This window comes from Kutzneria sp. CA-103260 (assembly GCF_018263855.1).
In the GTDB taxonomy this organism is placed as follows: domain Bacteria; phylum Actinomycetota; class Actinomycetes; order Mycobacteriales; family Pseudonocardiaceae; genus Kutzneria.
Genome location: NZ_CP073318.1, coordinates 6,622,548 through 6,635,344, shown reverse-complemented (window position 1 = coordinate 6,635,344; position 12,797 = coordinate 6,622,548). Strand labels below are relative to the sequence as shown.

General features: G+C 71.8%; 11 protein-coding genes. 8 read left to right on the top strand and 3 right to left on the bottom strand.

The features are described 5' to 3' along the window. The first annotated feature begins 2 nt into the window (after positions 1-2). Positions 3-812, top strand: coding sequence for an ABC transporter permease (locus JJ691_RS29140; RefSeq protein WP_211762806.1), 810 nt, complete (start codon positions 3-5; stop codon positions 810-812). Positions 813-818: 6 nt separating this feature from the next. Here the strand turns inward: JJ691_RS29140 and JJ691_RS29135 are convergent, their stop codons facing one another. Together JJ691_RS29135 and JJ691_RS29130 are read right to left on the bottom strand one after the other, a co-directional pair. Continuing rightward, the gene (locus JJ691_RS29135) at positions 819-1,037 is read right to left on the bottom strand and encodes a hypothetical protein (protein WP_211762805.1); all 219 of its coding nucleotides are present in this window, start codon (positions 1,035-1,037) and stop codon (positions 819-821) included. Further along, positions 1,030-1,305 (bottom strand): type II toxin-antitoxin system Phd/YefM family antitoxin, encoded by a 276-nt coding sequence (locus JJ691_RS29130; RefSeq protein ID WP_211762804.1) that lies wholly within the window; start codon positions 1,303-1,305, stop codon positions 1,030-1,032. The genes JJ691_RS29135 and JJ691_RS29130 overlap by 8 nt, the downstream gene beginning before the upstream one ends. 73 nt (positions 1,306-1,378) lie before the next feature. Here JJ691_RS29130 and JJ691_RS29125 point away from each other — a divergent pair, with 73 nt between their 5' ends. Further along, entirely contained in the window at positions 1,379-3,343 is a 1,965-nt protein-coding gene (locus JJ691_RS29125) for a TIGR03960 family B12-binding radical SAM protein (RefSeq protein ID WP_211762803.1), read from the top strand. On the opposite strand, the gene JJ691_RS29120 is transcribed toward JJ691_RS29125, so the two are convergent. Continuing rightward, positions 3,326-4,930: a S8 family peptidase gene (locus JJ691_RS29120; protein ID WP_211762802.1), complete on the bottom strand. Its 1,605-nt coding sequence runs from the start codon at positions 4,928-4,930 to the stop codon at positions 3,326-3,328. The two genes, JJ691_RS29125 and JJ691_RS29120, sit on opposite strands and share 18 nt — an antisense overlap. 209 nt (positions 4,931-5,139) lie before the next feature. On the opposite strand from JJ691_RS29120, the gene JJ691_RS29115 reads away from it, so the two are divergent. The 6 genes from JJ691_RS29115 to proB all read left to right on the top strand — a co-directional run bounded on the left by JJ691_RS29115 (position 5,140) and on the right by proB (position 12,725). Beyond that, the gene (locus tag JJ691_RS29115) at positions 5,140-5,976 is read left to right on the top strand and encodes a TIGR03936 family radical SAM-associated protein (RefSeq protein ID WP_211762801.1); all 837 of its coding nucleotides are present in this window, start codon (positions 5,140-5,142) and stop codon (positions 5,974-5,976) included. A 145-nt stretch (positions 5,977-6,121) separates the two neighbouring features. Continuing rightward, entirely contained in the window at positions 6,122-9,118 is a 2,997-nt protein-coding gene (locus JJ691_RS29110) for a translation initiation factor IF-2 N-terminal domain-containing protein (protein WP_211762800.1), read from the top strand. Positions 9,119-9,390: 272 nt separating this feature from the next. Beyond that, positions 9,391-9,699, top strand: coding sequence for a 50S ribosomal protein L21 (gene rplU, locus JJ691_RS29105; RefSeq protein ID WP_043717997.1), 309 nt, complete (start codon positions 9,391-9,393; stop codon positions 9,697-9,699). Positions 9,700-9,713: 14 nt separating this feature from the next. Next, positions 9,714-9,983 carry a 50S ribosomal protein L27 gene (gene rpmA, locus JJ691_RS29100; RefSeq protein WP_211762799.1) on the top strand — a complete coding sequence of 90 codons (270 nt, stop codon included), beginning with the start codon at positions 9,714-9,716 and terminating at the stop codon, positions 9,981-9,983. 153 nt (positions 9,984-10,136) lie between these two features. Then, positions 10,137-11,603 carry a GTPase ObgE gene (obgE, locus tag JJ691_RS29095; RefSeq protein ID WP_211762798.1) on the top strand — a complete coding sequence of 489 codons (1,467 nt, stop codon included), beginning with the start codon at positions 10,137-10,139 and terminating at the stop codon, positions 11,601-11,603. Positions 11,604-11,606: 3 nt separating this feature from the next. Next, the gene (gene proB / locus JJ691_RS29090; protein ID WP_211762797.1) at positions 11,607-12,725 is read left to right on the top strand and encodes a glutamate 5-kinase; all 1,119 of its coding nucleotides are present in this window, start codon (positions 11,607-11,609) and stop codon (positions 12,723-12,725) included. The last annotated feature ends 72 nt before the right edge of the window (positions 12,726-12,797 follow it).

The window sequence follows — 12,797 nt, the reverse complement described above, 5'->3', positions numbered from 1 at the left end:
CCGTGACGACTCAGGGACTCGTGCTGCGGATCGTGCCGGTCGGCAGCTACGCCGGCCGGGCCCGGGCCGTGGTGGAGCGGTCCGCGCTGGTCAACCGCCGCAACTGGCTGCTGGTGCTGTCCGGCGTGGTCGAGCCGCTGTTCTACCTGTTCGCGCTGGGCATCGGCTTCGGCGGCATCATCGGCCAGCAGACCGCCCCCGACGGCCACCCGATCAGCTACGCCGCGTACGTGGCCCCCGGCCTGCTGGCCGCCTCGGCCATGAACGGGGCCGTCCACGACTCGACGTTCAGCATCTTCCTCAAGCTCAAGCACGCCAGGGTCTACGACGCCATGCTGGCCACCCCGCTCGGGCCGATGGACGTGGCCCTGGGCGAGACCTCCTGGGCCCTGTTGCGGGGCGGCATCTACGCCGCCGGCTTCCTGGCCGTGATGGCCGCGCTGGGCCTGATCGCCAGCCCCTGGGCCCTGCTGGCGCTGCCGGCCGCCCTGCTGGTCGCCTTCGGCTTCGCCGCCGTCGGCATGGCCGCGGCCACGCTGATGCGCTCCTGGCAGGACTTCGACCTGATCCTGCTGGTGCAGATGCCGATGTTCCTGTTCTCCACCACGTTCTACCCGATCACCGTCTACCCGGAGGCCATCCGGATCCTGGTCCAGTGCCTGCCGCTCTACCACGGCATCGAGCTCATGCGGCAGCTCACCACCGGGGCCGTCGGCTGGTCGGCGCTGGGCCACGCCGCCTACTTCCTGGCTATGGTCCTCGTGGGCGGCTGGTTCGCCACCCGCCGCCTCGGCCGCCTCCTGCTGACGTGACGGGTGTCAGATCGGCACGACGGTCGGGATCGAGTCGAGTCCGACGAAGTCCTTGGGATTGCGGGTGATCAACGGTAGGTCGTTCGCCACTGCGGTCGCCGCGATGTACAGATCCGAGATCCTGGAGCGTGGATTGCGACCGACCGCCCGCACCAGCACGTCGATGTGGCCATAGGCGCGGGGCACGTCGGTGGTGTCCAGCAACCCACGCTCGATGTCAGTCATTCTTCCTGAATCGCCCATAGGGGTCATGCGGCGTCTGGTCAACGAATTCGTCGATGTCGGCGCGGAGTTGCCCGTAGTCGAGCTTCGGCACGTGTGCGAACGCGGACTTGAGCTCGGCGACCGGCACGAACGTGCGCCGCCGGATCGGGCGGACCTCGGCGATCGGGGTGCCGTTGCAGGTGAGGATGAAGCTCTCGCCGGCCTCGACAGCCCGCAGGATGGCGGCGCTGTCGTTGCGGAGCTCCCGCTGGGTGATCTGTCGGGTCATGCCGCAAGGGTGCTACAAGGTGCCATAACCGGGCAGGTCGGCCGGCGGGTGACTTGGTCGTTACGCTTGACGGGTGAGTGTCGAGTCTGTCTTCCCCGCGTTGGAGCCCCTGCTGCCGAGGGTGTCCAAGCCGGTGCAGTACGTCGGCGGCGAACTGAACGCGACGGTCAAGGACTGGGACTCGACCGCCGTGCGGTGGTGCCTGATGTACCCGGACGCCTACGAGGTGGGCCTGCCCAACCAGGGCGTCATGATCCTCTACGAGATCCTCAACGAGCTCGAGGACGTGCTGGCCGAGCGCACCTACACGGTCTGGCCGGACCTGGAGGCGCTGATGCGCGAGCACGGCGTCCCCCAGTTCACGGTGGACGCGCACCGCCCGGTGCGGGCCTTCGACGTGCTGGGCCTGAGCTTCGCCACCGAGCTCGGCTACACCAACATGCTCACCGCCCTGGACCTGGCCGGCATCCCGCTGCACGCCGCTGACCGCACCGAGGACGATCCGATCGTGCTGGCCGGCGGGCACGCGGCGTTCAACCCGGAGCCGATCGCCGACTTCATCGACGCGGCCGTGCTGGGCGACGGCGAGGAAGCCGTGCTGGAGGTCACCGACATCATCCGGGAGTGGAAGGCGCAGGGCCGCCCCGGCGGCCGCGACGAGCTGCTGACCCGGCTGGCCGAGACCGGCGGCGTCTACATCCCGCGCTTCTACGACGTGGAGTACCTGGCTGACGGCCGGATCCAGCGGGTGGTGCCCAACGCCGACCGCGTGCCGTACCGGGTGTTCAAGCGCACCACCATGGAACTGGACGAGTGGCCGTACCCGAAGCAGCCGCTGGTGCCGCTGGCCGAGAGCGTCCACGAGCGGATGAGCGTGGAGATCTTCCGCGGCTGCACCCGGGGCTGCCGGTTCTGCCAGGCTGGCATGATCACCCGCCCGGTGCGGGAGCGCTCCATCGAGGGCATCGGGGCCATGGTCCAGAAGGGACTGGAGGCCACCGGCTTCGAGGAGGTGGGCCTGCTGTCGCTGTCCAGCGCCGACCACTCGGAGATCGCCGAGATCACCAAGGGCCTGGCCGACCGCTACGCCGGCACCAACACCGGGCTCTCGCTGCCCAGCACCCGGGTCGACGCGTTCAATGTGGACCTGGCCAACGAGATCTCCCGCAACGGCCGCCGGTCCGGCCTGACCTTCGCGCCCGAGGGCGGCAGCGAGCGGATCCGCCGCGTCATCAACAAGATGGTGTCGGAGGAGGACCTGATCCGCACGGTCAGCGCGGCCTTCTCCAACGGCTGGCGGCAGGTGAAGCTGTACTTCATGTGCGGCCTGCCGACCGAGACCGACGAGGACGTGCTGCAGATCGCCCGGATGGCCAAGGAGGTCATCCTGGCCGGCCGGGAAGCCAGTGGCCGCAAGGACATCCGCTGCACGATCTCGATCGGTGGCTTCGTGCCCAAGCCGCACACGCCGTTCCAGTGGGCCCCGCAGTGCGACCCGGACACTGTGGACGACCGGCTGCGCAAGCTGCGGGCCGAGGTGAACCTGGACCGCGGCCTGGCCCGCAACATCGGCATGCGCTATCACGACGGCAAGCCGTCGCTGATCGAAGGACTGCTCAGCCGGGGCGACCGCCGGGTCGGCCGGGTCATCGAGCGGGTGTGGCGCGACGGCGGCCGGCTCGACGGCTGGAGCGAGCACTTCTCCTACGAGCGCTGGGTGAACGCGGCGCAGAGCGAGCTGGAGCCGCTGGGCGTCAGCCTGGCCTGGTTCACCACCCGCGAGCGGGAGGAGACCGAGGTCTTGCCCTGGGACCACCTGGACTCGGGCCTGGACAAGGAATGGCTCTGGGCCGACTGGCAGGACGCCCTGTCCGAGCAGGAACAGGACGACTGCCGCTGGACGCCGTGCTTCGACTGCGGCGTCTGCCCGGCCATGAACACCGACATCCAGGTCGGCCCGACCGGCCGCAAGTTGCTGCCGATCTCGCCGGTGGGCGTGGGCTCCCCGGTCAGGAACCCGTCACTGACCGGCGGCTAGCTGCTCCGGGCCGATCGGCTGCTGCTGCGACATCGTCGCCGGGCCGGTCGGCCCTTGGGCGCTGCCGGTGGTCGTGGGCGCGTCCGGGGCGTTGGTGGTGGGCTTGGGCGCGGTGCCGCTGGCCACCGCGGCCAGGGCGTTCACCATGCCGTGGCCGTAGAAGCCGTTGAACGACGCGTAGCCGGAGCAGTAGGCGTCCTGCACGCCGGTGTCGTTGAGGTCGTAGTCGCTGGGGCACTGCACCGGCTTGGCCTGCTGGTTGAGCAGCTTGGTCAGCTGCGCGGGCGTGTCGCCGGGGTGCATGGACGCCAGCAGCGCCGCGACGCCGGCCACGTGCGGAGCGGCCATGGACGTGCCACAGAAGTCGCCGTAGCCACCGGGCACTGTGGACAGCACGCACGGGTTGTCGTTGTTGGACGGTTTCTGGTGCACGTCGCCGCCGGGCGCGGTGACGTCGACCGCGCCCAGGCCGTACGAGCTGTAGCTGGCCTTGACCTGGTCCGAGCCGACCGAGGACACCGCCACCACGTTGCGCTCCGCCGCCGGCAGCACCGCGCAGTCCGACCCCAGCTGGCGCACGCCGTGGCTGGGCGCGTTGTCGGGGCTACGCGTGTCGGTGCCGGGCTGTGTGAGGTCGGCGGCCGAGTTGGTGACCGCCGCGATGTTCAGCACACCCTGCGAGGTCGCGTAGTCCACGGCCCGCCGCATCGCCTCCGTGACCACGTGCTGCCCCTGCTGGTTGGCGCAGGTGTACTCCCACGGGTCCACGTAGTAGCTGTTGTTGGTGATGCTGATGCCGTGCGTGGCGGCCCACATGAAGCCGCACACGGCGTACTCGGGATAGATGTAGCCATCGTCGTCGACGACCTTCACCGACGCGATGCGCACCCCCGGGGCCACGCCGGTGACGCCCTTGCCGTCGTCGGCGGCGGCGATGATGCCGGCCACGTGCGTGCCGTGCGGCGACGTCGTCGGGGCCCAGGCCGCGACGCTCGGGTCCGGCTTGCCGGTCAGGCAGCCCACCGACAGCTGCGGGTCCAGCGCCGGCTTCAGGTCCGGGTGGCGCGGGTCGACGCCGGAGTCCAACACGCCGACCACGACTCGGGGGTCGCCCTCGGTGATCTGGTGGGCCTGGCCGGCGTTGATCATCCGCATGTCCCACTGCTCGCCGCTGCGGTCCGCCGTCGGCACCGTCTCGGTGCTGGTCAGCAGCGAGGCCGCGGACATGGTCTCGTCGGCCTTCTTGCGGGTCGACGGCCCGGTCGAGGTCCAGGCCTCGCCCTGGGCGCTGTAGGCCCGGCCGGGGCCGATCTTGGCGGCGAAGCCGGGGTCCGGCGAGGTGGCCACCGCGACGGCGATCGGGGCGTAGTAGACAGTGGTCGTGCCGCAGGCCGCCGCGACCTGGGCGTCGGCGTCCGGCTCGGCGGTGCCCTTGTCGAAGACCACCAGGTAGCGCAGGGTGGGCCCGGGCTGCACGCACCCCTGCGGAGCCTGGTCCTCGGCCCCGGCGACGGGCGCGCTCAGGCACCCTGCCGCGAGCAGGGCGGCGGCCAGTGCCGCCAGCTGTGACCGGCGGAGCAGAGGCACGCGAGACCTCCATCTCTGGGGTGGGCGTTTCGGGGTCGCCCACGTCAGCGATCAGCCGGACGGTAACCACCGTCAGCCCGCTGGACAAGCCCAGCGGTGGACCTCAGTGTCCCCGCGACCGGCCGGGTACCGTCCTACCGGACCCGTCGAACCAGCCAAGGAGAGTAGTCCTGAGCCGCCAAGACTCACCCAACCCGTCCGCCGCCGCGGTGCAGAAGCTCAGGCTGCGCTACACCAAGCGGGGCCGGCTCCGGTTCACCTCGCACCGGGACGTCGCGCGCACGTTCGAGCGGGCGCTGCGCCGCGCGGGGGTGCCGATGGCGTACTCGCAGGGCTTCAGCCCGCACCCGAAGATCTCCTGGATCGGGGCGGCGCCCACCGGGGTGGCCAGCGAGGCGGAGTACGTCGAGGTCGGCGTGGTCGAGCGGATCGATCCGGCGGCGCTGCGCCGGGCCCTGGACGAGGCGCTGCCGCCCGGCCTGGACGTGGTCGACGCGGTGCAGGCCGAGCAGGGCTCGCTGGCCGAGCGGATCGACGCCAGCCGCTGGCTGGTCGAGCTGCCCGGGGTGGACCCGGAGGAGCTGCGGCGGGCCGTCGACGCGCTGCTGGCGGCCGAGGCGGTCGAGGTGGAGCGGCTGACCAAGGACGGCCGGCGGATCATGGACGTGCGGCCGGGGGTGGTCACCGCCGAGGTGGGTGATGTGACCTCTCTCACCGCGACGCTAAGTGATCAAGGTGTGGGCGCAACGGGTGATTTGGCGGACGCGCCGATTCCGCGTAAGGACGACGACACGGCTGCGTCTTCCCCGTATGGGATACTCGTGATGGTGGTACGGCAGCTGACCCCTGCGGTGCGACCCGATGACGTGCTGAGTGCGCTCCGCGTCGTCGCCGGCCTCGAGCCCCCGGTACCCGCCAAGGCGACCCGGTTGGCGCAGGGGCGGCTCGACGACGCGGGTGGGCTCGTCGACCCGTTCGCCCCCGAGGGGCGCGGGCCGGCGGACCCGGCCAGGGAGCAGGAGCCGGACCAGCCCGCCGTCGAATGACCTGCCGCCCGCAGGCCTGGCCCCGCCAGGAACCGGGCGGCGCCAGGCAAGGTTTCCCGTCGCCGACGGCGACGGAGACAGAACAGAACGGGCCCCTGTGTGGCCGCGTCCAGACTCTGGACGCGCCCGGGGGCGGAGGAGCTACATGTCGAAGAAGAAGATCCCCGCCGGTGGGCCCGGCGGGGATGGCACCACACCCATTCCCGAGTTCCCTCCCAAGCTGCGGGTGCACGCGCTGGCCAAGGCGCTGGACACGAGCAGCCGGGAGGTGCTCGCCGCGCTGGCCGACCTCGGCGAGGTCGTGCGCAGCCCGCAGTCCAGCGTGAGCCGTGAGGTCGCCGAACAGGTAGCCGCCACTCTGCTGGCCACCGGGCACCAGGACGTCGAGGACGACACCGACGAGGTGTTGGTCGCCAACGACGAGCTGACCGAGGCCCTGGCCGAGCGGGTCGAGGCCGAGGACGAACCGGAGCCCAACGACGCTGACGACGAGGTCGCCGTCGCCCTCGCGCCGGTCTTCGCCCCGCCGTCGGTGGTGTTCATGCAGCCCACCGCGGCCGAGCCGCGCCCGGCGCGCCGCCGCAAGGCCGCCGAGCCGGTGGTCGAGGAGATCGTCGCCGACGACGAGGACGACGATCAAGAGCCGGCGCAGGCCGCCGACGATGCCGTCGAGGACGCTGCGCTCGACGAGTTCGGCGACGCCGACGACGATGCCAGCGCCCGTCGCCGCCGCCGTCGTGGCCGTCGTGGCCGTGGCCGCGGCAAGGGCGGCCCCGAGGACAGCGCCGAGGCCGAGTCCGATGAGGACACCGAGTCGGCCGAGGGCGAGTCGGAGGAGCCGGCCGAGGCCGAGTCCACCGAGGACGCCGACGCCGACGAGGGCCCCGGCGGCAACCGTCGTCGCCGTCGTCGCCGTCGCCGCAAGGGCGGCGCCGACGAGGAGGCGGCCGCCGCCGAGGACGACCCGCCGAACACCGTCGTGCACGTGCGCAACGCCCCGCCGAGCCGGGACGAAGAGCGCGCCGAGGCCGCCGCGGCCAAGGACGAGGTGCGCAGCGTGCGCGGCTCGACCCGGCTGGAGGCCAAGCGGCAGCGCCGCCGGGACGGCCGGGAGGCCGGCCGCCGCCGCGTGCCGATCCTGTCCGAGGCCGAGTTCCTGGCCCGCCGCGAGGCCGTGGCCCGCAAGATGGTCGTGCGCGAGCGCGGCGACCGCACCCAGATCGCCGTCCTGGAGGACGGGGTGCTCGTCGAGCACTTCGTGACCTCGGCCGGCACCGGGTCGCTGGTCGGCAACGTCTACCTCGGCCGGGTGCAGAACGTGCTGCCCAGCATGGAGGCGGCGTTCGTGGACATCGGCCGCGGCCGCAACGCCGTGCTCTACGCCGGCGAGGTCGACTGGGACGCCGCCGGCCTGGAGGGCAAGGCCCGCAAGATCGAGCAGGCCCTGTCCACCGGCGACAGCGTGCTGGTCCAGGTAACCAAGGACCCGGTCGGGCACAAGGGCGCCCGGCTGACCACGCAGATCAGCCTGCCGGGCCGGTTCCTGGTGTACGTGCCGGGCGGCGGCGCCACCGGCATCAGCCGCAAGCTGCCCGACAACGAGCGCAAGCGCCTCAAGGACATCCTCAAGCGGGTCGTGCCCGAGGACGCCGGCGTGATCATCCGCACCGCCTCGGAGGGCATCGCCGAGGAGGAGCTGGGCCGCGACGTGCGCCGTCTGCAGGCCCAGTGGGAGGTCATCAAGGAGAAGGCCGACGCGCCCAAGGCGCAGGCCCCGCAGTTGCTCTACGAAGAGCCCGACCTGCTGGTCAAGGTCGTGCGGGACCTGTTCACCGAGGACTTCTCCGAGCTGGTGGTGCAGGGCGAGCAGGCCTGGGACACCATCGACGGCTACGTCCGGCACGTCGCCCCCGACCTGGCCGACCGGCTGCGCAAGCACGTCGGGCTCAACGACGTGTTCACCGAGCAGCGCATCGACGAGCAGATCACCAAGGCGCTGGACCGCAAGGTCTGGCTGCCCTCGGGCGGCTACCTGATCATCGACCGCACCGAGGCGATGACCGTCATCGACGTCAACACCGGGAAGTTCACCGGATCGGGTGGCAACCTGGAGGAGACGGTCACCAGGAACAACCTGGAGTCGGCCGAGGAGATCGTCCGCCAGCTCCGGCTGCGCGACATCGGCGGCATCATCGTCATCGACTTCATCGACATGGTGCTGGAGTCCAACCGGGACCTGGTGCTGCGCCGGCTCACCGAGTGCCTCGGCCGGGACCGCACCCGCCACCAGGTTGCCGAGGTCACCTCGCTCGGCCTGGTGCAGATGACCCGCAAGCGGGTCGGCACCGGCCTGCTGGAGGCGTTCAGCCAGACCTGCGAGCACTGCCGCGGGCGGGGCGTCGTGGTCAGCACCGAGCCGCTCGGCCACAGCCACGGCAACGGGAATGGCAACGGTCAGGGCGGCAACGGGCACGCCAACGGCAACAGCGGCCAGCAGCAGGCTCCGGCCGAGAAGCCGGCCGGCTCCGGCCGCAAGCGCAACCGCAACCGGCACCGCAACGACGACCAGCCGGCCGCCGAGGTCGAGCCGGTGACGTCGGAGGCTGTCGAGGGCGAGTCCGCCCCGGCGTCGACCGCTGGTGGGCACACCACCGAGCGCGTGGTCGCCGCGGAGAGCGAGCCGGCCGCGGTCAGCGAGGCGGCGTCGACCGACGGTGGGCACACTGCCGAGGATGTGGTCGCTGTTGAGGCTGAGCCCGCCGCGGTCGGCCAGACCGCGGCGACCGCTGAGGGCGAGTCCACGCCGGAGGCCCCGGCTGCCGCTGAGTCCGCTCCGGCGGACGCCGTCTCGACTCCGGCCGCCGCGTCCGAGCCGGCCCAGTCGGCCTTCGGCTGGCCCGCTGCCGCCGAATCGGCCGCCGTCCCGGCCGGGGAGGCCGTGTCCACGGTCGCCGCGGCCGCGGTCACCGGCCAGGCCGGCGTCTCCGTGCCCTACGAGGTGTCGGAGGAGCCCGTCGCCGTCGCCACCAACGGGCACCACGCGTCCGAGCCAGAGCCGGTGGTTTCCACCACACGGCGCCGTCGCCGCGCCGCGTCCCGACCGGCCGGTCCGCCGTCGACCGGCCTCGCGACGCAGGACTGACCAGGTGTTTCACCGGCCCGTGGGCACGCGCCCACGGGCCGGTGACGCCTGTCCGGGGTGACCGCGGTCACCTTGTGCCGGCTACGGGGACCCCGGTTTGACCTCCCGTCCACCCGGCCCGTAACCTCTTGTTTGGTCCCCATCCGGTGGGCCCCGTCGTGCGCCAGTCCAAGCTGGTTGGAATTCCTCAGTCGGATTTCCTCTGGGGGTTGCCCCTGTGCTTGGGCCGTGCGTGCCCCGTCAACGTCGAGTAGCAGGAGACTTCCGTCCCGATGTACGCGATCGTCAAGACTGGCGGCAAGCAGTACAAGGTTGCCGTCGGCGACATCGTCCAGGTCGAGAAGCTCGACGGTGGGCCGGGCGCCGAAGTCAGCTTCCCAGCGCTGCTCGTCGTCGATGGCTCCGATGTCATCGCTGACGCCGATGCCCTGGGCAAGGTTTCGGTGACCGCCAAGGTCGTCGAGCACACCAAGGGCCCCAAGATCCGCATCCACAAGTTCAAGAACAAGACCGGTTACCACAAGCGCCAGGGTCACCGCCAGAAGCTGACCCGCGTCGAGGTCACCGCCATCACTAAGTGAGGACCTGACCAGCCATGGCACACAAAAAGGGTGCATCCAGCTCCCGTAACGGCCGTGACTCCAACCCGCAGTACCTTGGGGTCAAGCGCTTCGGCGGTCAGGTCGTCAAGGCCGGCGAGATCCTGATCCGCCAGCGTGGCACCAAGTTCCACCCCGGTGTGAACGTGGGCCGCGGCAAGGACGACACGCTGTTCGCGCTGTCCGCCGGCGCCGTCGAGTTCGGCGTCAAGCGCGGTCGCAAGACCGTCAACATCGTCCCGGTCGAGGCTCTGGCCTCTGCCTGAGGGATTTTCCGAACGGCCGAACGGGCGACGTGTGTCCGCGGAGAGCGCGGACCACGTCGCCCGTTCGTGTTTTGTGGGGGCCGAGCCCCCACACCCCACGTCGGGGACAAGCCCCCGGACCCCCAACCGGGGCTCTGAAAGGGAGTTCTTCTCGTGTCTCGCTTCGTTGACCGCGTGACCATCCACGTGGCGGCCGGTAACGGCGGGAACGGGTGCGCCTCGGTGCACCGCGAGAAGTTCAAGCCGCTGGGCGGTCCGGACGGCGGCGACGGCGGCCGCGGCGGCGACGTCGTGCTGGTCGTCGACCCCAGCGTGCACACCCTGCTGGACTTCCACTTCCGCCCGCACGCCCGCGCCACCAACGGCCGCCAGGGGCAGGGCTCCAACAAGGACGGCGCCCAGGGCGACGACCTCGAACTGCGCGTGCCCGACGGCACCGTGGTGCTCAGCCCGGACGGCGAGGTGCTGGCCGACCTCATCGGCGCCGGCACCCGGCTGGTCGCGGCCCAGGGCGGCCGTGGCGGCCTCGGCAACGCCGCGCTGGCCTCCAAGGCCCGCCGCGCGCCCGGCTTCGCGCTGCTCGGCGAGGAGGGCGAGGCCCGGGACCTGGTCCTGGAGCTGAAGTCCGTCGCCGACGTCGGCCTGGTCGGCTTCCCGTCGGCCGGCAAGTCCTCGCTGATCGCCGTGCTGTCCGCGGCCCGGCCCAAGATCGCCGACTACCCGTTCACCACGCTCATCCCCAACCTGGGCGTGGTCACCGCCGGCGACTCCGTCTTCACCATGGCCGACGTGCCTGGCCTGATCCCCGGCGCGAGCGAGGGCAAGGGCCTCGGCCTGGACTTCCTGCGCCACATCGAGCGCTGCGCGGTGCTGGTGCACGTCGTCGACTGCGCCACCTACGAGCCCGACCGCGACCCGCTGTCCGACATCGACGCGCTCGAGGCCGAGCTGGCCAAGTACACGCCGTCGCTCGGCGGCGAGCTGGCCTCCCGGCCGCGACTGGTCGTGCTCAACAAGACCGACGTGCCGGACGCCCAGGACCTCGCCGACATCGTCCGCCCCGAGCTGGAGGCCCGGGGCCTACCGGTGTTCGAGGTCTCCACCGTGACCAGGACCGGCCTGCGGGAGCTGTCCTTCGCGCTGGCCAAGACCGTCGAAGAGCACCGCGCGGCGCAGCCGATCCTGGAGCCCACGCGGATCGTGCTGCGGCCGATGGCCGTCGATGACGCGGGCTTCAAGGTCGAGCCGGACCCGGAGAACGAGGGCGGCTTCGTGGTGCGCGGCAGCCGGCCCGAGCGCTGGATCCGGCAGACCCAGTTCTCCAACGACGAGGCCGTCGGCTACCTCGCCGACCGGCTGGCTCGGCTCGGCGTCGAGGAGGCGCTGGCCAAGGCCGGCGCGGTGCCGGGCTGCCCGGTCACCATCGGCGATGTGACGTTCGACTGGGAACCGTCCACGCCGGCCGGCATCGCGGTACTCATGACGGGCCGCGGCACCGACATCCGGTTGGAGACCAACGACCGGGTCGGCGCGGCCGAGCGCAAGGCGGCCCGCAAGGCCCGGCGGACCCCGGGCGAGTGGCCGGCCGACGACACAGAAGAAGATTTCGACGAGGAGTAAGGCGTGTCGCAGGCCCGCCAGGCGGTCGCCGCCGCGAAGCGGATCGTGGTCAAGGTCGGATCGTCGTCGCTGACCACCGCCGTCGGAGGTCTGGACCCGAGCCGCTTGGACGCGCTGGTCGACGCCCTCGCCGCGCGGTCGGCGGCCGGCAGCCAGGTGGTGCTGGTCTCCTCCGGCGCCATCGCCGCCGGCCTGGCCCCGCTCGGCATCGGAAAGCGCCCCAAGGACCTCGCCACCCAACAGGCCGCCGCCAGCGTCGGGCAGTTGGAGCTCGTGCACGCCTACGCCACGTCGTTCGCGCGCTACCAGCTCACCGTCGGCCAGCTCCTGCTCACCGCCGATGATGTCGTGCGCCGTGCCCACTACCGCAACGCCCAGCGCACCTTCTCCCGCCTGCTGGCCCTCGGCGTCGTCCCCGTCGTCAACGAGAACGACACCGTCGCCACCGACGAAATCCGCTTCGGCGACAACGACCGCCTCGCCGCTCTGGTAGCCCACCTCGTCGGCGCCGACGCCCTCGTCCTGCTGTCCGATGTGGACGCCCTCTACACCGGCGACCCCCGCCGACCCGGCGCCCGCCGCATCACCGAGGTCATCGACGAGTCCGACCTCGCCGAGGTCACCGCCGGCTCCACCGGCGCCTCCGGCGTCGGCACCGGTGGCATGGCGTCCAAACTCGCCGCCGCCCGCCTAGCCGCTTCCGCCGGCATCCCCGTCCTGCTGGCGTCCGCCGCCGATGCCTCCTCCGCGTTGACCGCCGCCGTGGTCGGCACCGCCTTCGCCGCCACCGGCTCGCGGCTGTCCGCCCGCCGCTTCTGGCTGGCCCACGCCGCCGACTCCACCGGCCGCCTCACCCTCGACGACGGGGCCGTCACGGCCGTCGTCACCCGCCGTCGTTCCCTCCTGGCCGCCGGCATCGCCGCCGTCCACGGCGACTTCGACGCCGGCGACGTGGTTGACCTCACCGACCTCTCCGGCAACGTCGTCGCCCGCGGTGTAGTCGCCTTCGACGCCCTCGAACTCCCCGCCATGATCGGCCGTTCCAGCGAGCACCTGGCCCCCGAGCACCGCCGCGAAGTCGTCCACGCCGACGACTTGGTCCCCCTCGCCAACCGGAACTAGCCCGCCCCTCCAGCGCCGCCATCCGCCTTCGCGTGTTGGCGCCGCCCTGGAAAGTGAAAACCGCACCCGCCA